The organism is Pseudomonas sp. 910_23 (assembly GCF_052850795.1).
On record NZ_VXCZ01000023.1, the window covers coordinates 32,715 to 54,169 of the forward strand.

The 21,455-nt window shown below is 57.6% G+C and carries 18 protein-coding genes and 2 tRNA genes; 3 read left to right on the forward strand and 17 right to left on the reverse strand.

The window, feature by feature from the left end:
- Nucleotides 1–84: 84 nt before the first annotated feature.
- Entirely contained in the window at nucleotides 85–1,101 is a 1,017-nt protein-coding gene (locus FW800_RS23720; protein ID WP_078822319.1) for a class I SAM-dependent rRNA methyltransferase, read from the forward strand.
- Nucleotides 1,102–1,188: 87 nt separating this feature from the next.
- Nucleotides 1,189–4,104, forward strand: coding sequence for a DUF748 domain-containing protein (locus FW800_RS23725; RefSeq protein ID WP_446438569.1), 2,916 nt, complete (start codon nucleotides 1,189–1,191; stop codon nucleotides 4,102–4,104).
- Between the two features lie 294 nt (nucleotides 4,105–4,398).
- On the opposite strand, the gene FW800_RS23730 is transcribed toward FW800_RS23725, so the two are convergent.
- From FW800_RS23730 to rlmE, 16 genes are all read right to left on the reverse strand, one after another.
- Nucleotides 4,399–5,019, reverse strand: a complete 621-nt coding sequence (locus FW800_RS23730) for a BON domain-containing protein (RefSeq protein WP_032879445.1) — start codon at nucleotides 5,017–5,019, stop codon at nucleotides 4,399–4,401.
- A 294-nt stretch (nucleotides 5,020–5,313) separates the two neighbouring features.
- Nucleotides 5,314–7,419, reverse strand: coding sequence for a polyribonucleotide nucleotidyltransferase (gene pnp / locus FW800_RS23735; protein ID WP_005791474.1), 2,106 nt, complete (start codon nucleotides 7,417–7,419; stop codon nucleotides 5,314–5,316).
- A gap of 195 nt (nucleotides 7,420–7,614) precedes the next feature.
- Entirely contained in the window at nucleotides 7,615–7,884 is a 270-nt protein-coding gene (gene rpsO / locus FW800_RS23740; protein ID WP_003177875.1) for a 30S ribosomal protein S15, read from the reverse strand.
- Between the two features lie 115 nt (nucleotides 7,885–7,999).
- Nucleotides 8,000–8,917, reverse strand: a complete 918-nt coding sequence (gene truB / locus FW800_RS23745) for a tRNA pseudouridine(55) synthase TruB (protein WP_005791476.1) — start codon at nucleotides 8,915–8,917, stop codon at nucleotides 8,000–8,002.
- Between the two features lie 3 nt (nucleotides 8,918–8,920).
- A complete protein-coding gene (gene rbfA, locus FW800_RS23750; RefSeq protein WP_003176137.1) occupies nucleotides 8,921–9,316 on the reverse strand; it encodes a 30S ribosome-binding factor RbfA in 396 nt (131 codons plus the stop codon).
- Nucleotides 9,317–9,475: 159 nt separating this feature from the next.
- Nucleotides 9,476–11,992: a translation initiation factor IF-2 gene (gene infB, locus FW800_RS23755; RefSeq protein ID WP_005791478.1), complete on the reverse strand. Its 2,517-nt coding sequence runs from the start codon at nucleotides 11,990–11,992 to the stop codon at nucleotides 9,476–9,478.
- 27 nt (nucleotides 11,993–12,019) lie between these two features.
- Nucleotides 12,020–13,501, reverse strand: a complete 1,482-nt coding sequence (nusA, locus tag FW800_RS23760; RefSeq protein WP_005791481.1) for a transcription termination factor NusA — start codon at nucleotides 13,499–13,501, stop codon at nucleotides 12,020–12,022.
- 47 nt (nucleotides 13,502–13,548) lie between these two features.
- Entirely contained in the window at nucleotides 13,549–14,007 is a 459-nt protein-coding gene (rimP, locus tag FW800_RS23765; protein ID WP_003235029.1) for a ribosome maturation factor RimP, read from the reverse strand.
- 140 nt (nucleotides 14,008–14,147) lie between these two features.
- Nucleotides 14,148–14,224 (reverse strand) — tRNA-Met (locus FW800_RS23770).
- Nucleotides 14,225–14,320: 96 nt separating this feature from the next.
- Nucleotides 14,321–14,406 (reverse strand) — tRNA-Leu (locus tag FW800_RS23775).
- Between the two features lie 22 nt (nucleotides 14,407–14,428).
- A complete protein-coding gene (gene secG / locus FW800_RS23780; protein ID WP_003194191.1) occupies nucleotides 14,429–14,812 on the reverse strand; it encodes a preprotein translocase subunit SecG in 384 nt (127 codons plus the stop codon).
- Between the two features lie 4 nt (nucleotides 14,813–14,816).
- Nucleotides 14,817–15,572 (reverse strand): triose-phosphate isomerase, encoded by a 756-nt coding sequence (gene tpiA, locus FW800_RS23785; protein ID WP_005791483.1) that lies wholly within the window; start codon nucleotides 15,570–15,572, stop codon nucleotides 14,817–14,819.
- A gap of 66 nt (nucleotides 15,573–15,638) precedes the next feature.
- Nucleotides 15,639–16,976 (reverse strand): phosphoglucosamine mutase, encoded by a 1,338-nt coding sequence (glmM, locus tag FW800_RS23790; protein WP_446438570.1) that lies wholly within the window; start codon nucleotides 16,974–16,976, stop codon nucleotides 15,639–15,641.
- 16 nt (nucleotides 16,977–16,992) lie between these two features.
- A complete protein-coding gene (folP, locus tag FW800_RS23795; RefSeq protein WP_446438571.1) occupies nucleotides 16,993–17,844 on the reverse strand; it encodes a dihydropteroate synthase in 852 nt (283 codons plus the stop codon).
- 8 nt (nucleotides 17,845–17,852) lie between these two features.
- On the reverse strand, nucleotides 17,853–19,763 hold the full coding sequence (ftsH, locus tag FW800_RS23800) for an ATP-dependent zinc metalloprotease FtsH (protein WP_032803717.1): 1,911 nt from the start codon (nucleotides 19,761–19,763) through the stop codon (nucleotides 17,853–17,855).
- Nucleotides 19,764–19,963: 200 nt separating this feature from the next.
- A complete protein-coding gene (gene rlmE / locus FW800_RS23805; RefSeq protein ID WP_003194199.1) occupies nucleotides 19,964–20,614 on the reverse strand; it encodes a 23S rRNA (uridine(2552)-2'-O)-methyltransferase RlmE in 651 nt (216 codons plus the stop codon).
- Between the two features lie 106 nt (nucleotides 20,615–20,720).
- On the opposite strand from rlmE, the gene FW800_RS23810 reads away from it, so the two are divergent.
- Complete coding sequence (locus FW800_RS23810) at nucleotides 20,721–21,029, forward strand: YhbY family RNA-binding protein (RefSeq protein WP_003176146.1); 309 nt, start codon at nucleotides 20,721–20,723, stop codon at nucleotides 21,027–21,029.
- 9 nt (nucleotides 21,030–21,038) lie between these two features.
- Here FW800_RS23810 and FW800_RS23815 read toward each other — a convergent pair whose 3' ends face one another.
- The gene (locus tag FW800_RS23815) at nucleotides 21,039–21,443 is read right to left on the reverse strand and encodes a hypothetical protein (protein WP_005791492.1); all 405 of its coding nucleotides are present in this window, start codon (nucleotides 21,441–21,443) and stop codon (nucleotides 21,039–21,041) included.
- Nucleotides 21,444–21,455: the final 12 nt, after the last annotated feature.

A 21,455-nucleotide genomic window follows, 5' to 3' on the forward strand; every position in this document is an offset into this window, starting at 1 on the left:
TAATCCCCGGCCTGTGCAGGCCGGGGTTAGCTGTTAAACTCCGCGCCCCGATTTTCTTATTTTTCTGCAAGCAAGGCGCGCTTCATGACCCCCCTGAATCAGGCGCTGCGCGCCGCCCTCGATCACCGCCAAGACCTGATCAACGAACTGCACGCCCAGGGTACAGACTGCTACCGGCTGTTCCACGGCAGCCAGGAAGGCGCCGGCGGCTTGACCATCGACCGCTACGGCCCGCAATTGCTGGTGCAGAGCTTCCATCAGTCGCTGGACAGCGCAGACCTTCTGGACCTGCATCAACTGATCAACCAATACATGGGCCTGGAATTGCTGCTGGTGTACAACGACCGTGCCCGAGGCAACTCGCGTATCGATCGTGAAGACACGGTATACCGCGCAGAGCCTGCGGCGCTCGAAGACCTGGTCGGCCACGAGTGGGGCCTCAGCTACCGTGTGCGGGGGCGCCATGCCGGGCAGGACCCGTTGCTGTTCCTCGACCTGCGTAACACCCGTGGTTGGGTGAAGGATCACAGCGCCGGCAAAAGCGTGCTGAACCTGTTCGCCTACACCTGCGGCGTGGGCTTGAGCGCGGCCGCCGGCGGCGCACGCGAAGTGTGCAACCTGGATTTTGCCGAGGGCAACCTGGCGGTCGGGCGTGAAAACGGCCTGCTCAACCCACAATTGCCGAGCATGGAGTTCGTACAGTCCGATTACTTCCCGGCCATTCGCCAACTGGCGGGCCTGCCGATCACCCAGCGTCGCGGCCAAAAGCTGCCGAGCTATCCGCGCCTGGAGCAGCGCCAGTACGACCTGGTTCTGCTTGATCCGCCCGCCTGGGCCAAGAGCGCGTTCGGCACCGTCGACCTGCTGCGCGACTATCAGAGCTTGCTCAAGCCCGCGCTGCTGACCACCGCTGACAATGGGGTACTGATATGTTGTAACAACCTGGCGAAAGTCAGCATGGATGACTGGCGTGAACAGGTGCTGCGTTGCGCAGAAAAAGCCGGCCGCCCAGTGCGCGACTGGCAGGTCATGACACCCGGGGCAGACTTTCCTTCCACAGATCAGCAGCCTCCGTTAAAGACCTTGATCCTGCATTTGTAGGAAGTTTCCCAGCAGCCACTGTTCTTCGGAACCGAATTACCGTGCCATACTCCAAGGCACTCTCGTTCGACACAGATGGCGTCACCCATGCCCAAAGGATTGATCCGCGCCGCAGGCGCCTTGTTGACCGCCCTGGCTTTGTACAGCTTGCTGGGCTTTCTGATTTTACCCGGCATCGCTCTTCGCATTGCCAACCAACAGTTGGCGAATTACGCCACGGTGCCGGCGCGAATCGAGCGCATCGAGCTCAACCCGTTCAGCCTGGAACTCACGCTGTGGGGCCTGAAGATCGGTGAGCCGGGCAAAGAACAAGTGGGCTTCCAGCGCTTTTACGCCAACCTGCAGGCTGACAGTCTCTGGACCCGCGCCCTGCACCTGGCTGATGTGCAACTGGACCAGCCCAAGACCGAACTGCTGTTCGACAAATCCGGCCAGTTGAACCTGGCGCAGTTGTTCAAACTGCCGCCGAGCGAGCCGACTCCCGCAGATCCCGATGCCAAACCGTTCCCGCTGCGTATCGACAGCATCAAACTAGCGGGCGGCAATCTGCATTTCCGAGATCTGCGCCCCAGCGAACCTATCGAATTCCTCTACGACAAACTCGACTTCGAGCTGAAAAACCTCAGCACCTTGCCCGAAGACAACGCCGACATGACCTTGGTGGCCGCTGGCCCTGATGGCGGGCAGATTGACTGGAAAGGTAATGTCAGCCTGGTACCGATCACCTCCGAAGGTACCTTGAAGGTCACCGACGGCAAGATGAAAGCCTGGTGGCCGTATGTACGTGACGCCTTGCCGCTGGTGCTGGAAGACGGCGTGCTTAACTTCAGCACCGACTATAAGTTCAGCCTGGCCAAAGAGACCGAGCTGAACCTGACCAACACCGCCGCCAGCATTGCGCCCTTCGCGATCAAGGCGCCGGATGGCCGGCCATTGGTACACCTGGAACGCCTGGATGTCAGCGAAACTACGGTAGACCTGGCCAAGCAGCAGGTAGTCGTCGGCAAAATCCGCAGCAACAAGCTGGAAACCTGGGCCGCTCTTGAAGCCGATGGCCAACTCGACTGGCAAAAACTGTTCGCCAGCCAGCCAAGCAAGCCAACACCGGCACCGGCCAACACCGACGCGCCTGAAGCCCAACCGGCGGCGCCGAGCAAACCCTGGCAAGTGATGCTCAAGGATGTGCAACTGCGTAACTATCAGGTACACCTGGCCGACCGCCAGGCCAAACCTGCGGTGGCGCTGGAACTGGGCCCGTTGAATGTCGACATGCAGAACTTCGACAGCCTCAACCAAAGCCCCTTCACCTTGAAGGTCGATAGTGGCGTGGGCAAGCAAGGCAAGATTCAGGCAACCGGCGAGGTTAACCTCAACCCGGTCAGCGCCAAGCTGAAAGTGAATACCCAGGATATCGACCTGCGGGTGGCCCAGTCGTATATCAGCCCGTTTATTCGCCTGGAACTGCGCAGCGGCATGTTGGGCAGCAACCTGGATGTGAACCTCAAGAGCACCGAGCCGTTGGCCCTGCAAATCACCGGCCGCGCTCAGGTCGATCAGTTGCATACCCTGGACACCCTCAAGACCCGCGACTTCCTCAAGTGGCAGCGCCTGGTACTGGAGGGTGTGAACTATCAGCACGGTCAGAGCCTGTCGATCGACAAGGTCAACCTGCTGCAGCCGTATGCGCGCTTCATGATCAACGACGATCGCACCACCAACATCGATGACTTGCTGATTCCCCAGCCTGCCGACAGTGGTGCCAAATCAGCCGCCAAGCCGGCTGCCAGCAAAGACAAGCCCTTGGGCATCCACATCGGGCAGATCGCAATTAACGATGGTTCGGCAAACTTTGCCGACTTCAGCCTCACGCCCAACTTCGCCACCGCGATTCAACAGCTCAACGGCCAGATTGGCACCATCGATAGTCGCCAGGCCAAACCGGCCAGCGTCGATATCAAGGGTAAGGTAGACCGTTACGCCCCGGTGACCATCAAGGGCAGCGTGAACCCGTTTGATCCGATGGCAGCCCTGGATATCGCGACCAGCTTCAAACGTGTCGAGTTGACCAACTTGACACCTTACTCGGGCAAGTTCGCAGGCTTCCGTATCCGCAAGGGCCGGCTGAATCTCGACTTGCACTACGTGATCACCAAGGGCCAGTTGAAGGCCGAAAACAAAGTGGTGGTCGAACAGTTGCAACTGGGTGAGAAAGTCGACAGCTCCGATGCGGTGGACTTGCCGATTCGCCTGGCCATCGCCCTGCTCAAGGACAGCGACGGCAAGATCTCGATCGAACTGCCGGTCAGTGGCGACCTGAACAACCCGCAATTCAGCGTGATGCCGATTGTGTGGCAGACCCTGCGTAACCTCGTCGTCCGCGCAGCGACCGCGCCCTTCAAGTTTATTGGCGGGCTGGTGACGGGTGGCGGCTCTGAAGACCTGGGTAATGTTTCGTTCGCCGCCGGCTCCAGTGAGCTGAACAAAGATGCCGAGGGCGCGCTGAACACCTTGGCCAAGGCACTGAAAGAGCGCCCTACCCTGCGCCTGGAAATCGAAGGCACGGCTGCTGCCAGCAGCGATGGGCCGTTCCTGGCGGCGCAGCGACTGGAACGTGAATACCAGTACAACTACTACAAGATCCTCCAGCGCCGTGGCGACAAAGTCCCGGCCCAAGCTTCGTTGCTTGAAGTGCCCGAGAAAGAAAAAGCACCGTTGCTGGAAGGTATCTACCGCACCCGTCTTAAACAGCAACCTCCCGCCGAATGGAAAAACCTTGGCAGCGATGAGCGCTCGGCGAAGCTCAAAGAGGGTGTGATCAAGTTCTGGAGCGGCAGTGATGTGCTGCTGCGCCAACTGGGCCAGGAGCGCGCCAGTACCATCAAGGATTACTTGGTGGACAAGGCCCAGTTGGAAGATGAGCGGGTGTACTTCATTGATGCGCAACTGGGGCAGGCGGAGAAAGATGGTCGGGTCATCACCCCAATGCATCTGGATGCCGAGTAACTTCTGAGCAACGCCTATCCTAATGTGGAAGCTGGCTTGCCTGCGATAGCATCACCTCGGTGCAACCGAATGACTGAGGTGCCAACATCGCTGGCAAGCCAGCTCCCACATTTTTTTTGGGGGGTTGGCTGGCAGTTTTGTTTCAACCCCAAAATAGAACAGGCCCCGACACAAGTGCCGGGGCCTGTAATGACCACATCCGTGTGGTCGGTCGCATGAACTCCAGAGGTGCATCGGGTGGATAACTAGCTCACCCTAAGCCGCCGCTATATCGTTCAAACGAAACCTTTAACGTTACTCTGCTTTCAGGCCGTCGGCCGATACAGCTTTAACGCCTTTGATTTTCTTGGTGATGGCAACCGCAGTTTCTTTCTGCGATGCAGTCACGGCAGTCGGAGACGACAGGGACACTACGCCTTTGTTGGTCTCAACCTTGATGTCAGTGCCAGGAATGCCCTTTTCGGTAACCAGGTCAGCCTTCACTTTGGTGGTGATCCAAGTGTCGCTGGTGGTTTCTTTGGCGTCGTGTGCCGCACCTTTGGTTTTGTCGATGCCGTCAGCTTTGACAGCGCCGCCAGCCAGCAGGCCGTCAGCCGAAACAGCATTCACACCTTTGATTTTCTTGGTGATGGCTACAGCAGTGGCTTTCTGCGAATCCGAGACTGCTACGTCGGAGGACAGGGAAACCACACCTTTGTTGGTCTCAACCTTGATGTCCGAACCCGGAATGCCTTTTTCGGTCAGCAAGTCGGCTTTGACTTTAGTGGTGATCCAAGTATCCGAAACGCTTTCCTTAGCCTTGGTCGCTTCACCGGCCGCCAAAGTCATAGGGGCTTGGGAAGTCTGAGCAAAGGCTACGTTAGCACCCATGGCCAGGGTCAGAGCGGTAGCAGTAGCGAGAGCGAACTTCTTCATACGAATAACTCCTGTTTTATTAAAAGTCTGCAGACGTAAACCTTGATGCTGCAGCGCTAACAGGGATAGTGCAGGCGGCGTGCCAAGTGGGACAACAGAAAAAAACCTTACAAAACAACAAGTTAAAAAACAGCGTGCTTTTCGAAATCGTGCAAGTTGCATGAAGCAGGTCGTGCCTGCGTGCAAGTTGCGGTTTTTTGCAGGCGACTAAACAACTGATTTTAGGGGGATTTCCTTCTCCCACAAAAAAGGGACTCCGAAGAGTCCCTTTTTTTCAGCTAGAACGCGGGGTGATTAAACGCCCGAAGCCTTGGCTGCTGCTACGTCCTTGATGGACAGCTTGATACGGCCGCGGTTGTCCACGTCCAGTACCAGCACTTCCACTTCCTGGCCTTCTTTGAGAATGTCGGTCACTTTCTCAACACGAGCGTCGCTCAGCATGGAGATGTGAACCAGACCATCTTTGCCCGGCAGGATGTTGACGAATGCGCCGAAGTCGACGATGCGCTCAACCTTGCCGACGTAGATCTTGCCGATCTCGGCCTCAGCGGTGATGCCCAGGACGCGTTGGCGTGCAGCTTCAGCCGCTTCCTTGGTTTCGCCGAAGATCTTGATCGAGCCGTCGTCTTCGATGTCGATCGAAGCCTTGGTTTCTTCACAGATCGCACGGATGGTCGCGCCGCCTTTACCGATAACATCACGGATTTTGTCGGTGTCGATTTTCATCGCGATCATGGTCGGAGCGTTTTCCGACAGTTCGGTACGCGACTGGCCAATGATCTGGTTCATCTGGCCGAGGATGTTCAGGCGCGCTTCCAGGGCTTGGCCCAGAGCGATTTCCATGATCTCTTCGGTGATGCCCTTGATCTTGATGTCCATCTGCAGCGCGGTTACGCCTTTAGCGGTACCGGCTACTTTGAAGTCCATGTCGCCCAGGTGGTCTTCGTCGCCCAGGATGTCGGTCAGGATGGCGAACTTCTCGCCTTCTTTAACCAGGCCCATGGCGATACCGGCAACCGGCGCCTTCATCGGCACACCAGCGTCCATCAGCGCCAGGGAAGCACCGCAAACGGAAGCCATCGAGCTGGAACCGTTGGACTCAGTGATTTCCGATACGACACGGATGGTGTACGGGAACACATCGGCAGCCGGCAGCATCGCAGCAATCGAACGACGGGCCAGACGGCCGTGACCGATTTCACGACGACCAGCACCACCCATGCGGCCACACTCGCCCACCGAGAACGGAGGGAAGTTGTAGTGCAGCATGAACGGGTCTTTTTTCTCGCCTTCCAGGGTGTCCAGCAGCTGTGCGTCACGGGCAGTACCCAGAGTCGCGACTACCAGGGCCTGGGTTTCACCACGGGTGAACAGCGCCGAACCGTGAGTCTTGGGCAGCACGCCGACTTCGATGTTCAGCGGGCGCACGGTGCGAGTGTCGCGACCGTCGATACGTGGCTTGCCGTTAACGATGTTTTCGCGAACGGTGCGGTATTCGATTTCGCCGAATGCAGCCTTGACGTCGCTGGCAGAAGGCTGGCCTTCTTCACCGGACAACTTGGCGACAACCTGGTCCTTCAACTCGCCCAGGCGAGCGTAACGGTCGGCCTTGACGGTGATGGTGTAGGCGTCGGAGATGGCAGCGCCGAACTCGGAGCGGATAGCGCCCAGCAGGTCGGTGGCCTCCGGGGCAGCAGCCCAGGTCCAGGTTGGCTTGGCAGCTTCGGCAGCCAATTCCTTGACCGCGTTGATTACCACCTGGAACTCGTCGTGAGCAAACAGTACGGCGCCCAGCATCTGGTCTTCGGTCAGCTCTTTGGCTTCCGACTCAACCATTAATACGGCTTCGGAGGTACCGGCAACGACCATGTCCAGGCTCGAAGCTTTCTGCTGCTCGTAAGATGGGTTCAGCAGGTAACCGGTGCTTTCATGGAAAGCAACGCGAGCGGCACCGATAGGACCATCGAACGGAATGCCCGAGATCGCCAGCGCAGCCGAAGTACCGATCATCGCAGCGATGTCCGGATCGGTCTTTTTGCTGGTGGAAACGACGGTGCAGACAACCTGCACTTCGTTCATGAAGCCTTCTGGGAACAGCGGACGGATCGGACGGTCGATCAGTCGGGATGTCAGGGTTTCTTTCTCGGAAGGACGGCCTTCGCGCTTGAAGAAACCGCCAGGGATCTTACCGGCAGCGTAAGTCTTTTCCTGGTAGTGAACGGACAGAGGGAAGAAGCCCTTGCTCGGGTCAGCGGTCTTGGCGCCAACCACGGTCACCAGTACGGTAACGTCGTCGTCAACGGTAACCAGCACTGCGCCGGAGGCTTGACGGGCGATACGGCCTGTCTCGAGGGTAACGGTCGACTGACCGAACTGGAATTTTTTGATAACCGGGTTCACGGTGTCCTACCTTCTTTGTGGCTCTTGGGGGAACTTGTCTTCTTGCGAAATTCTTGGGCAATGTCGGGAATCGGCCCGGCCCTCGTCCAGGGTAAAACGTGTATCCAGATAAAACTTGAGGCTGGGAGCCTACCATGGGCCAGCGGGAATCCCACTGGCACACGGCAGACAACCAACCTCTAGCGCAATCGCTGATTAGCGACGCAGACCCAGGCGACCGATCAGAGTCTGATAACGACCCAGATCCTTGCCTTTCAGGTAGTCCAGCAGCTTACGGCGCTGGTTTACCATGCGGATCAGACCACGACGGGAGTGGTGGTCTTTACCGTTGGCCTTGAAGTGACCTTGCAGTTTGTTGATGTTGTGGGTCAGCAGTGCAACTTGCACTTCTGGCGAACCAGTGTCACCAACAGCTTGCTGATAGTCAGCTACGATTTGTGCTTTTTCTTGAACGTCGAGAGCCATGAGGCAATCCTTTTTTCAGGAAACCACCCAAGGGGTGATCTCAATAGGCCGAGGGCATACCCCCGTATCTATAAATGAGAAGTGACCATGCCTATTAACAGCCACCCTCGTTCGGTCATTCTGACCGAATCAGTCGACGCGGCGCGATGCGCCCGTCTTCGCTCACTTCACCGATACCGATAAAGCGACCGTTATGATCCTGTACTCGCACCATGCCGAACTTCGGGGCATCCGGGGCGCGTACCGGCTGGCCGTTGAGCCAGTAGAACGCGCTGTGCTCCGAGAAGTGCAGCAATGGCCAATCCAGCAAACCGCTGTCCGAGGGCATCAGGAAGCGATCAACCGCTTCGTTGCCGCCTTCGGCGTGCACCGCTTCCAGCTCTTCCAGCGTGACCGTCTGGGCCAGGGTGAAAGGGCCTGCCTGGGTACGTCGCAGTTCAGCTACATAAGCACCGCAGCCCAGCTTCTCACCAATATCTTCCACGAGGGTACGGATATAGGTGCCTTTGCTGCAGTCCACCGCCAATCGAGCAGTGTCACCTTCACAGGCGAGCAGTTCCAGCCTGGCAATAGTAACAGAACGCGGTTCGCGCTCCACCACTTCGCCCGCACGTGCCAGCTTATAAAGAGGTTGCCCATCCCGCTTGAGCGCCGAGTACATCGGCGGTATCTGACTGATTTGCCCACGAAAAGCAGGTAATGCAGCTTCGATATCCGCACGACCAACGGTCACGTCGCGAACCTGCAAAACATCACCTTCGGCGTCTGCCGTGGTGGTTGTCTTGCCCAGTTGCATGAGGGTTTCATAACCCTTGTCCGAATCAAGCAGGTACTGCGAGAACTTGGTGGCCTCACCAAAGCACAACGGCAGAACGCCGGTGGCCAGTGGATCCAGGCTGCCGGTGTGTCCCGCCTTCTCGGCGTTAAGCAGCCAGCGGACCTTCTGCAGCGCCGCATTGGAGGTAAAACCAATGGGCTTGTCGAGCAGAATGATGCCACTGACGTTGCGACGGATACGTTTGACCTGAGCCACCGCTTACTCCTTGGCGTCTTCAGGTGTGGACGGATGCTGACTGTCTTCAGCCACGGCGCGCTCGATCAAGGCCGAGAGGTGCGCGCCACGCACGACGCTTTCGTCGTAATGGAAGTGCAACTGCGGAACGCTGCGCAGCTTCATTTCGCGGGCCAACTGCATCCGCAGGAAACCTGCGGCGGAGTTGAGCACCTTGATGCTTTGCGCGATTTCTTCGCTGTTGTCCTGCCCCATCACGGTGATGAAGATTTTGGCATGACCCACGTCACGGCTCACTTCAACGGCGGTGATGGTGACCAGGCCAACGCGGGGGTCTTTGACTTCGCGACGGATCAGTTGAGCCAGCTCACGCTGCATCTGATCGCCGATACGCTGGGTACGGCTGTATTCTTTTGCCATGTCTTGTTACCTGTTACTGCCACACGGTGAAACCCGTGGGGTCTGAAAGCGGCAAACGCCCGGCCTGACAAAAGCCAGACCGGGCGTTGCGTTTAGAGTCCGGACACGGCGCGGGGCAAGTACATGCCCACACGCTGTGTGGCTCCTGAAGTGCGCGAGTTAGAGGCTGCGAGCAACCTGAACCTTCTCGAAGACTTCGATCTTGTCGCCAACCTTGACGTCGTTGTAGCTCTTGACGCCGATACCGCATTCCATGCCGGCACGTACTTCGGCAGCGTCATCCTTGAAGCGGCGCAGGGATTCCAGCTCGCCTTCGAAGATAACGATGTCTTCACGCAGTACACGGATCGGACGGTTACGGTACACGGTACCTTCGACAACCATGCAACCGGCGATCGCGCCGAATTTCGGCGAGCGGAACACGTCACGCACCTCGGCGATACCCAGGATGTTCTCCCGGACATCGCTGCCAAGCATACCGGTAAGGGCTTTCTTGACGTCTTCGATGATGTCGTAGATGACGTTGTAGTAACGCATGTCCAGACCTTCCTGCTCGACGATCTTGCGAGCGCCAGCATCGGCACGCACGTTGAAGCCGAACAGTACAGCGTTGGAAGCCAGTGCCAGGTTGGCGTCGGACTCGGTGATACCACCGACACCGCCACCGACAACACGCACTTGCACTTCGTCGTTACCCAGGCCGTTCAAGGCGCCGTTCAACGCTTCGAGGGAACCACGGACGTCGGATTTGAGGACGATGTTAAGCGTCTTCTTCTCTTCCTGGCCCATGTTCTCGAAGATGTTTTCCAGCTTGCCGGCGTGAGCACGGGCCAGCTTGACTTCGCGGAACTTGCCTTGACGGAACAGAGCCACTTCACGGGCTTTCTTCTCGTCGGCAACTACGCTCATCTCGTCGCCAGCGTCCGGCGTACCGTCCAGGCCGAGGATCTCGACCGGGATAGCAGGACCTGCTTCCTTGATTGGCTTGCCGTTCTCGTCGAGCATGGCACGTACACGGCCGTAGTTCGAACCGACCAGCACCATGTCGCCTTGGCGCAGGGTACCGTCTTGAACCAGCACGGTCGCGACCGGGCCACGGCCCTTGTCGAGGCGCGATTCAACCACTACACCACGGCCAGGAGCCGAAGGCGTAGCGGTCAATTCCAGGACTTCAGCTTGCAACAGGACCGCTTCGAGCAGTTCGTCAACGCCGGTACCCATTTTCGCCGAGACCGATACGAATGGCGTCTCGCCACCCCATTCCTCGGATGTCACGCCGTGAACCGACAGTTCGCTACGGATGCGATCGAGATCGGCGCCGGGCTTGTCGATTTTGTTCACGGCTACAACCAGAGGAACACCGGCAGCCTTGGCGTGCTGGACAGCTTCAATGGTCTGCGGCATTACGCCGTCGTCCGCTGCAACCACCAGGATCACGATGTCGGTCGCCTTGGCACCACGGGCACGCATCGCGGTAAACGCGGCGTGACCTGGAGTGTCGAGGAAGGTGACCATGCCGCGTTCGGTTTCAACGTGGTATGCACCGATGTGCTGGGTAATACCACCGGCTTCGCCTGCGGCAACCTTGGCACGACGGATGTAGTCGAGCAGGGAAGTTTTACCGTGGTCAACGTGGCCCATTACGGTCACAACCGGTGCACGGGAAACTGCCTCGCCTTCAAACTTCAGGGACTCGGCCAGGGAATCTTCCAGGGCGGTGTCGCTGACCAGGGTCACTTTGTGGCCCAGCTCTTCAGCAACCAACTGGGCAGTTTCCTGATCCAGTACCTGGTTGATGGTGGCCGGGGTGCCCAGCTTGAACATGAACTTGATGATTTCAGCAGCCTTGACCGACATCTGCTGGGCCAGATCGCCCACAGTGATGGTCTCGCCGATCTTCACTTCACGCACGACAGGGCCGGTTGGGCTCTGGAAACCGTGGGCGTTGCGTTTTTTCAGCTTGGCCTTGCCGCGACCACCGCGACGGAAGCCATCGCTTTCTTCGTCGGTAGTACGTGGGGCAACGCGTGGAGCAGGCGCTTTCTCTTTGACCGAGGCACGATGCGGAGCGTTTTTGCGCTCGCCATCGCCACCACCACCGCGACGATTGTTATCGTCGGCACGTGGTTTGTCCGGACGACGAGGTTCGTCGCGCTTGCGGGCGTCAGCTGCAGGAGCAGGCGCAGCAGCAACCGGGGCGGCCTCACGCACAGCTTCAACAGGAGCGGCAACCGCTTCAGTGTTGGCAGGTTGCGCAGCAGCAGGCTGGCGACGCGCTTCTTCTTCGGCGCGACGCTTGGCTTCTTCTTCAGCCTTCTGGCGAGCAGCATTTTCTACTGCGCGACGTTCATCCAGCTCGCGTTTGCGCTCGGCTTCGATTTCTTCCGGGCTGCGCTGTACGAAGACTTTCTTCTTGCGTACTTCTACGCTGATGCTCTTGCTACCCGCAACACGCAGGGTGCTGGTGGTTTTGCGCTGCAATGTAATCTTGCGCGGTTCTTCCACTTTCGCCTTGTGGCTGCTCTTCAAGTGAGTCAGCAAAGACTGCTTCTCACTATCGCTCACACCTTCATCGGCGGCGGTGTGCGGCAGACCTGCCTCACGCATCTGCTGCAACAGGCGCTCTACCGGTGTTTTGACCTCATCGGCCAGTTGTTTCACCGTGACTTGCGTCATGCACTTCTCTCCTCAGGCCGCGCCTAATTACTCGAACCAATGGGCTCGGGCGGCCATGATCAACTTGCCGGCACGATCTTCGTCAATGCCGTCGATGTCGAGCAGATCGTCAATAGACTGCTCGGCCAGGTCTTCGCGGGTAATTACGCCGCGCACCGCCAGTTCCATCGCCAAATCCTTGTCCATACCCTCAAGCGAGAGCAGGTCTTCGGCCGGATGGGCGTCTGCCAGCTTTTCCTCAGTAGCGATGGCTTTAGTCAACAAACGATCCTTGGCCCGAGCGCGAAGCTCGTTGACGGTGTCTTCGTCAAAGCCGTCGATGTTGAGCATTTCTTCCAACGGTACGTAGGCAATCTCTTCCAGGCTGGTGAAGCCTTCATCTACCAGTACCTGTGCCAGGTCTTCATCGACTTCCAACTCTTCGATGAAGTTGCGCAGGATGTCACCGGTTTCAGCTTGCTGCTTAGCCTGGATGTCCGATTCGGTCATCACGTTCAGGGTCCAGCCGGTCAGTTGGCTGGCCAGACGCACGTTCTGACCACCACGACCAATGGCCTGAGCCAGATTGTCTGCGCCAACGGCGATGTCCATTGCATGGGCATCTTCGTCAACGATAATTGCCGCCACTTCAGCCGGCGACATGGCGTTGATCACGAACTGCGCCGGGTTATCGTCCCACAGGACGATATCCACACGCTCACCGCCCAATTCGCCCGACACTGCCTGGACGCGCGAACCGCGCATACCGATGCAAGCGCCTTGCGGGTCGATGCGTTTGTCCTTGGAGCGAACCGCGATCTTGGCACGCGAACCCGGATCGCGGGACGCAGCCATGACTTCGATCAGACCTTCGGCAATTTCCGGCACTTCGATGCGGAACAGCTCGATCAGCATTTCCGGCGCGGTACGCGACAGGATCAGCTGAGGACCGCGGTTCTCGGTGCGGATTTCCTTGAGCAGCGCACGCAGACGCACGCCGACACGGAAGGTTTCGCGAGAGATGATGTCTTCGCGGGCCAGCAACGCTTCGGCGTTGTTGCCCAGGTCGACGATCACATTGTCGCGGGTAACTTTTTTCACGGTGCCGGAGATGATTTCACCCAGGCGCTCGCGATAAGCGTCAACGACTTGAGCGCGCTCGGCTTCACGAACCTTCTGCACGATGACCTGCTTGGCGGTCTGTGCAGCAATACGGCCGAATTCGATCGATTCGATCTTTTCTTCGACGACATCACCGACCTGGGCGCCCGGGTGCGTTTGCGCAACCTTGCTCGGCCAGGTTTCGATGGCCGGATCATCAAGATCGGCTTCTTCGACGACCGTCCAGCGACGGAAAGTCTCATAGGCACCGGTGTGGCGGTTGATTTCCACACGCAGATCAACTTCGTCTTCAAAACGCTTTTTGGTAGCAGTGGCCAGGGCCAGCTCCAGCGCTTCAAAAATCACGTTTGCCGGTACGCCCTTTTCATTGGATACCGACTCAACAACCAGCAGTACTTCTTTGCTCATCGTACGCCTCGCCTTTCGCAAGCCATTGGATCCGCGGGATCCGCGTCTCAGTCAAAACTGGGAATAATGTTGGCCTTGTCGATCATATCGATCGGCAACAGGAACTCATGGTCTTCTACCTGCACCACGACATCCTGTTCTTCTACACCGCGCAGAAGGCCCTGAAAGTTGCGTCGCCCTTCGAAGGGCGAACGCAGCTTGATCTTCACTTGTTCACCGGCAAATTTTGCAAACTGATCAATAGTGAACAGTGGGCGCTCCATGCCTGGCGAGGAAACTTCAAGGGTGTACTCAACGGAAATCGGATCTTCAACATCCAGCACACCGCTGATCTGACGGCTGACAATGGCACAATCGTCCACCAGCACGCCGCCCTCTTTATCGATATAAACGCGCAACATTGAGTGGCGACCTTGAGCCGAAAACTCAATACCCCAGCATTCATAGCCTAGGGCCACGACCACCGGGGCCAGCAAGGCCTGCAACTCTTCTAGCTTGCTCGACACCTGAACCCCCTCGTGCATGTATGTGCATGCTGTGCAAAATAAAAAAATGGGCGAAACGCCCATCCTTGAAACGCCGTCGAACAGCGGCGTTGAAAGTGTCCAGCTAACAAAAAGCCCCTTAAAAGGGGCTCCGCTAAAACTGGTTGCGGGGGCCGGATTTGAACCGACGACCTTCGGGTTATGAGCCCGACGAGCTACCAGACTGCTCCACCCCGCGACAAAGCTGGGGCGGAAGTATACGACCGATCCCTTACAGGGTCAATGTAACCTTCCACCTACAAGAAAGCCCGCAACAGCGGGCTCTCCTGATAATTGGTACCGAGAAGGGGACTCGAACCCCTACACCCTATGGGCACAACCACCTCAAGGTTGCGTGTCTACCAATTCCACCACCTCGGCAATACAGCGCTTACAACCCTTCTTACTTCTGCTCTTGAGCTGGAGGTACGTCAGTCGCTGGAGTAGCCGACTTTTGCTCTTGAAGCACCGGGACATCATCAGAAGCCGGTTTTGCTTTTGGAACTTCCAACACTGCTGGGTTTGGCAAACCTACCTGAGTCAGCACATGAGCTTTCTCTTTAGCAAAGTAACCTAACCCTAAGCTGGTTATGAAGAAACCTGCGGCAAGTATAGCAGTAAACTTACTAAGAAAGGTAGAGGAACCTTGGCTTCCGAACACAGTATTTGAAGCACCTGCACCGAAAGACGCACCAGCATCCGCACCTTTACCCTGTTGCAACAAAACCAGAGCAACTACGCTCAGGGCAGCCAACAGATGAAAAACGACTACGACTGTTTCCAGCATTTTTTCAGTTTCCCGCGGCGCGACAGATCGCACCGAACTCATCTGCATTCAGGGAAGCTCCACCAATGAGCCCCCCATCGATATCCGGCATGCCGAACAGTTCGACCGCATTGGCCGCCTTCACGCTGCCGCCGTATAGAAGCCGCACACCTTGCGCGACTTCAGAATTCTCTGCCGCCAACTGCGCGCGGATGGCTGCGTGCACATCCTGCGCCTGTTGCGGTGTAGCAGTCAGTCCGGTGCCAATGGCCCAGACCGGCTCGTAAGCAATAACCGCCTTTGCAAACGCACCAACACCCAGCTCCTCGATGATGCTGCCCAGCTGACGCGAGACAACCTCAAGAGTCTTCCCCGATTCGCGCTGCTCAAGGGTCTCCCCTATGCACAACACCGGAACCAAGCCACAAGCCTGTGCCGCGGCGAACTTGCGATTGAGCGTCGCATCCCGCTCGCCCATCATCTGACGGCGCTCGGAGTGCCCAACGAGTACATAGGCACAACCCGCATCAACCAACTGACTCGGCGAAATCTCACCGGTCAATGCGCCTTGCATGGGCTCCACCGCAGAATTCTGCGCGCCGACCTGGATCGACTTGCCCTTCAAGCCATCAACCACTTGGTTGATATGCAAGCAAGGTGGGAAAACCGCGACATCAACACCGCTAGGCAAGGCCAAGTGACGAAGGCCATTGATCAGCTCAGCGACACTGGCGCGGGTACCGTGCATCTTCCAGTTACCAGCTACCATAGTGCGACGCATGCTGTACCCCGTCGGTCAAAGTGGGCGCAGATGTTACCCAACCACACCATCACTGGCAAGCCGAATTCAGGCGCAAACTTCAGTTACCAGTTTTGCCAGGTCTTCGGCATGGCCGCGAACCTGGGTTTCGTCCTCGCCTTCGACCATGACACGCACCAGAGGCTCAGTGCCCGACTTGCGCAACAACACACGCCCACGCCCAGCCATTGCCTGGGTAACACGCTCACAAGCCTCTTTGACGGCAGGGTGCTCGATCGGATTTTCACCACCGGCAAAACGCACATTGAGCAGCACCTGCGGACACTTGCGCAGGGCCTGACGCGCCTGCGCCAGGCTCTCGTCACGACGACGCAAGGCCAGAAGCACCTGCAGCGCAGCGATGATGGCGTCGCCCGTAGTCGTATGCTGGAAGCATACGACGTGTCCCGAGTTCTCGCCGCCTATCAGCCAGTTACGCTCCAGAAGCTCGGCGATCACATAACGGTCGCCGACATTGGCGCGGATAAACGGAATACCCAACTCCGCCAATGCCAACTCAAGCCCCAGGTTGCTCATGAGGGTACCCACGACGCCGCCCTGCAGCTTGTTACGCTCATGCAGATCACGGGCAATGATGAACAGCAAATCATCACCATCCACAATCATGCCGGTGTGATCCACCATCAGCACACGATCGCCGTCGCCATCGAACGCGATACCCAGGTCCGCATGTTCGGCCAGAACCGCCGCCTGCAGTTGCTCCATATGCGTGGAGCCGCAGTTGTCGTTGATGTTCAAGCCGTTAGGCTGAGCCGATAGTACAGTGACCTGCGCTCCCAGCTCCTTGAAAACACTCGGCGCTACCTTGTAGGTCGCACCATGGGCGCAATCGACAACGATCTTCAGACCGGCAAAATTGGTACTGCTCGGCACGCTGCTTTTGCAGAATTCGATATAACGGCCGGACGCATCATTGATACGCGACACCTTGCCCAGCTTGCTGGATTCGACCACCGTCATCGGCGCATCCAGCAGCTCTTCGATCATCAACTCGATCTCGTCAGGCAACTTGGTGCCCTGCCCCGAGAAGAACTTGATGCCATTGTCGTCATGCGGGTTGTGCGACGCACTGATCACAATACCGGCTTCAGCGTGAAAGGTACGCGTCAGGTAAGCGATCGCTGGCGTCGGCATGGGCCCCAACAGCATTACGTCGGCGCCGGCAGCAGATAAGCCTGCCTCAAGCGCGGATTCAAACATATAACCCGAAATACGGGTGTCCTTGCCAACCAGGATCCGGCACGCCCCCATGCTGCGGAACGCCATGCCTGCCGCCCAACCCAACTTGAGCATGAAATCAGGGGTAATCGGAAACTCGCCAACCCGACCACGGATGCCGTCGGTGCCAAAGTATTTTTTAGTCATAAGTGCTCCATCATTCTTATTCGGCTGATTCTACAGCGGCAATCATGCGCACCACATCCACCGTCTCGGCGACATCATGCACACGCAAAATACGAGCGCCCTTGGTCACGGCAAGCGCTGCAAGGGCGAGGCCGCCGTACAAGCGCTCACCCACCGGGCGATTCAAGGCCAGCCCTATCATGCTCTTGCGCGACACACCGACCAGCAGCGGCCGACCAAGGGCATGCAGCGCCTCCATATGCTTGAACAGGCTTAAATTATGTTGCAGGGTCTTGGCGAAGCCAAACCCCGGGTCAAGGATGATCTTCTCGCACGCGATGCCCACCTCGACACACTGAGCGATCCTGTCTGCCAGGAACCCAGTGACCTCACCGACCAGGTTGTCGTAGTGAGGACTGTCCTGCATGTTACCGGGCTCACCCAGCATGTGCATCAGGCACACCGGCAGGCCGGTCGCTGCAGCTGCATCGAGAGCACCGTCACGCCGCAACGAACGCACATCATTGATGAGCCCCGCCCCCAGACGCGCGGTTTCACGCATTACCGCGGGAGTTGAAGTGTCCACAGAAATGATCACATCCAGCTCACGGGCGATACGCTCGACAATGGGCGCTACCCGCTCAAGCTCTTCCAACGGGGTTACCACACGAGCCCCAGGCCGAGTGGACTCGCCGCCCACATCAATCAAGGTCGCGCCGGCAGCCACCATCGCCTCGGCATGACGCAACGCGGCATCCAGCTGGCTGAAACGGCCACCATCGGAAAAGGAATCAGGAGTTACATTGAGAATACCCATGACATGCGTATGGGCCAAATCAAGAACCCGGTTGCCGCAAGGCAACCGGGTAGAGGACAAAGCAGAAGTCATTTCAAACCTTAGTGGTCAGCTGCCGGGCCGCCGATCGGGGTCTCAGGGCGTTCGTTCTGAACGACGGGTGGGGTACCCGAAGTACCTGAACCACCTTCCCAATCGCGAGGCTCACGCGGTGTACGACCAGCCATGATGTCGTCGATCTGATCGGCATCAATGGTCTCGTACTTCATCAGCGCATCAGCCATGGCATCAAGCTTGTCGCGGTTATCGGTGAGGATCTGCTTGGCCGTGCCATAACACTGGTCAATGATGCTGCGAACTTCGGAGTCGATCAGCTTGGCAGTCTCACCGGAGAAGCTGGCACTTTGACCGCCACCACCACGACCGAGGAACACCTCACCCTCTTCCTCTGCATACATCAAAGGACCGAGTTTTTCCGACAAGCCCCACTTGGTCACCATGTTTCGTGCAATCTGGCTGGCACGCATGATGTCATTGGAAGCACCTGTGGTGACGCCATCGAAGCCCAGGGTCATCTCCTCGGCAATCCGCCCGCCATACAGCGAACAGATCTGGCTGATCAATGCACGCTTGGAGAGGCTGTAGCGATCCTCTTCCGGCAGGAACATCGTCACACCCAGCGCACGGCCACGAGGAATGATCGACACCTTGTAGACCGGGTCATGCTCAGGCACAACGCGACCAACAATGGCGTGACCGGCTTCGTGATAAGCCGTGTTCTGCTTCTCTTTCTCGGACATGACCATGGATTTGCGTTCAGCGCCCATCATGATCTTGTCTTTTGCCAATTCGAACTCTTTCATTTCAACAATGCGCTTGCCGGTACGGGCAGCAAACAACGAAGCCTCGTTGACCAGGTTGGCCAGGTCGGCACCGGAGAAGCCAGGCGTACCACGAGCAATCACAGCCGGAGCCACGTCGTCACCCATTGGCACCTTGCGCATGTGTACTTTCAAAATCTGTTCACGACCGCGGATATCCGGCAGGCCAACCACGACCTGACGGTCGAAACGGCCCGGGCGCAGCAACGCCGGGTCCAGTACGTCCGGACGGTTGGTCGCGGCGATGACGATAATGCCGTCATTCATCTCGAAACCATCCATCTCTACCAGCAACTGGTTGAGGGTCTGCTCACGTTCATCATGACCACCACCCATGCCAGCGCCACGATGGCGACCAACGGCATCGATCTCATCGATGAAGATGATGCACGGCGCATGCTTCTTGGCCTGTTCGAACATATCGCGAACACGGCTGGCGCCCACACCGACGAACATCTCGACGAAGTCAGAACCGGAAATAGTGAAGAAAGGCACCTTGGCTTCGCCGGCAATCGCCTTGGCCAGCAAGGTTTTACCGGTACCTGGCGGACCTACCATCAACACGCCGCGAGGAATACGACCACCCAGGCGCTGGAACTTGCCCGGATCACGCAGGAACTCGACCAACTCACCCACTTCTTCCTTGGCTTCGTCGCAACCTGCAACGTCAGCCAAGGTAGTCTTGACCTGGTCCTCGGAGAGCAGACGTGCCTTGCTCTTGCCAAAGCTCATCGGCCCGCCCTTGCCTCCCGCACCACCTTGCATCTGGCGCATGAAGAACATGAACACGGCGATAATCACCAGGATCGGGAAGCTTGCCACCAGGAGCTGAGTCCAGATGCTTTGCTGTTCAGGCTGCTTGCCTTCGACAACCACGTGGTTATCCACCAGGTCACCGATCAGACCGTTGTCCTGGATTGCCGGACGAATGGTCTTGAAGCTGTCGCCGTCGTTGCGCTTACCGGTAATCACGTAGCCATCAACCGCTACGCGCTCGACCTTGCCATCCTTAACTTGCTGGATGAAGTCGGAATAGTTGAGGGTCTGCGGCTCGTTAGGGCTGGAGAAGTTGTTCATCACCGTCACCAGGACAGCCGCGATGATCAACCACAGGATCAGATTCTTTGCCATATCGTTCAATTAACTACCCTCTGAAGCAAGCTCCGCTACTGGCGCGCGCTTCGCATGATATTCACCGGCCTAACTTACTACATTACCTACAACTCTGGCAGGCGCCGTCTGTAACCCTTTGTGAAACTTTGACTACACAATATTCGTAAAGCTTCGTGACGAAAGCGATATAAAAAAACCTATCGCCCTCCTCGAATTTCTCAAAAACGCTCTTCGCTCGCTGCGCCTTCAACACCGCGGTAGCCACGGCACAGCAGATACTGCTCCCTGGACCGGTCACGGGAAGAGTCCGGTTTACGGGTCTGCACCTTGTCGAACAACTTGCGAATGTTCTTGTGGTACTCGTCGAAACCTTCGCCCTGGAAGACCTTCACCAGGAAATCGCCACCCGGACGCAACACCCGACCTGCCAAATCCAGCGCCAGCTCACACAGGAACATGGCACGCGGCATATCAACAGCCGGTAATCCACTCATATTGGGGGCCATGTCGGAAATCACAAGGTCTACCTGCGAATTTCCCACAGCCTCCAGGATCTCGGCCAATACCTTGTCTTCGGTAAAGTCGCCGTGAACAAAGGTCACGTCCGGGATGCTGTCCATCTCGAGGATGTCGGAAGCGATCAATCGGCCTTGCCCACCAATCAGACGACTGGTCACCTGGGACCAGCCACCGGGGGCCGCGCCGAGATCGATAACGCTCATGCCCGGACGGATCAGTTTATCCTTGTCCTGGATCTCCAGCAGCTTGTAGCTGGCCCGGGAACGGTAGCCGTCCTTTTGCGCCTTTTTGACGTAAGGATCATTGAAATGTTCTTGTAGCCACTTAAGGCTGGTTTTGGAACGGGCCACGGGCCACCTCGAAAAATAAAACGGGTCGTGATTAACTGGGCGGTCCCGGACTCGCTCGGGTAAACTGGCCGCCGCTTTTTACAAGATCAGACGCAGGGGTCAGATTATGCCGCTCACTCAAGAGCAGAAGAAACAGTACAAATCCATTGGCCACCATCTGAAACCAGTTCTGATTGTGGCAGACAACGGGTTGACTGAAGGTGTTTTAGCCGAATTTGAACGCGCACTGAACGATCACGAACTGATCAAGATCAAGGTCAATATCCTTGATCGCGAAGCGCGTTTGGCCGCCGTTGCAGAACTGTGCAAGGTGGGCAAAGCGGACCTGGTTCAGGTCATCGGCAAGATGGCGCTGCTGTATCGCAAGAACTTCAGCGTCAACAAGCAACTGTCGAACGTTCATCGCTTCAAATGATGAAAAGGGTCACGGGCGTGCTTCGCGCGCCCTGCCACTCCACCCCGGCGCCGGCTGCATGACCAGCACCAAACCGGAAAACCCTAGCACAAGATAGCTGAATAACTGCCAGCGCAACGCTTGCGGCAGCCAAATATACACCACGCAAAACATCGCGCACGCATACAGCGACATCAACAGCAGTTGCCCGCGAATGTCCCGCCATAAACTCTCAAAGCCCTCAGCCTTGACCAGCACTAACGCCTGGAGCAACACACACGCCGCCGCAAAACCCACCAGCAGCGCGCTCAGCAATTTGTCGATCTCATCGATCAGCAACGGTGCCAGACCAATAAGGCCCAGCACCGGTAATACACCCATATGCAACAGCCACAGGCCGCCCACCCAAAGCATCTGAGAGAGCTGCCAAAGCATGGCGCCCGCACG

Bases quoted from the DNA above. Each gene is read 5' to 3' on its own strand.
- FW800_RS23720 (WP_078822319.1), top strand. From the start codon at position 85: ATGACCCCCCTGAATCAGGCGCTGCGCGCCGCCCTCGATCACCGCCAA.
- FW800_RS23725 (WP_446438569.1), top strand. From the start codon at position 1,189: ATGCCCAAAGGATTGATCCGCGCCGCAGGCGCCTTGTTGACCGCCCTG.
- FW800_RS23730 (WP_032879445.1), bottom strand. From the start codon at position 5,019: ATGAAGAAGTTCGCTCTCGCTACTGCTACCGCTCTGACCCTGGCCATG.
- rpsO (WP_003177875.1), bottom strand. From the start codon at position 7,884: ATGGCTCTCGACGTTCAAGAAAAAGCACAAATCGTAGCTGACTATCAG.
- rbfA (WP_003176137.1), bottom strand. From the start codon at position 9,316: ATGGCAAAAGAATACAGCCGTACCCAGCGTATCGGCGATCAGATGCAG.
- infB (WP_005791478.1), bottom strand. From the start codon at position 11,992: ATGACGCAAGTCACGGTGAAACAACTGGCCGATGAGGTCAAAACACCG.
- nusA (WP_005791481.1), bottom strand. From the start codon at position 13,501: ATGAGCAAAGAAGTACTGCTGGTTGTTGAGTCGGTATCCAATGAAAAG.
- secG (WP_003194191.1), bottom strand. From the start codon at position 14,812: ATGCTGGAAACAGTCGTAGTCGTTTTTCATCTGTTGGCTGCCCTGAGC.
- tpiA (WP_005791483.1), bottom strand. From the start codon at position 15,572: ATGCGTCGCACTATGGTAGCTGGTAACTGGAAGATGCACGGTACCCGC.
- glmM (WP_446438570.1), bottom strand. From the start codon at position 16,976: ATGACTAAAAAATACTTTGGCACCGACGGCATCCGTGGTCGGGTTGGC.
- folP (WP_446438571.1), bottom strand. From the start codon at position 17,844: ATGACTTCTGCTTTGTCCTCTACCCGGTTGCCTTGCGGCAACCGGGTT.
- ftsH (WP_032803717.1), bottom strand. From the start codon at position 19,763: ATGGCAAAGAATCTGATCCTGTGGTTGATCATCGCGGCTGTCCTGGTG.
- FW800_RS23810 (WP_003176146.1), top strand. From the start codon at position 20,721: ATGCCGCTCACTCAAGAGCAGAAGAAACAGTACAAATCCATTGGCCAC.
- FW800_RS23815 (WP_005791492.1), bottom strand. From the start codon at position 21,443: ATGCTTTGGCAGCTCTCTCAGATGCTTTGGGTGGGCGGCCTGTGGCTG.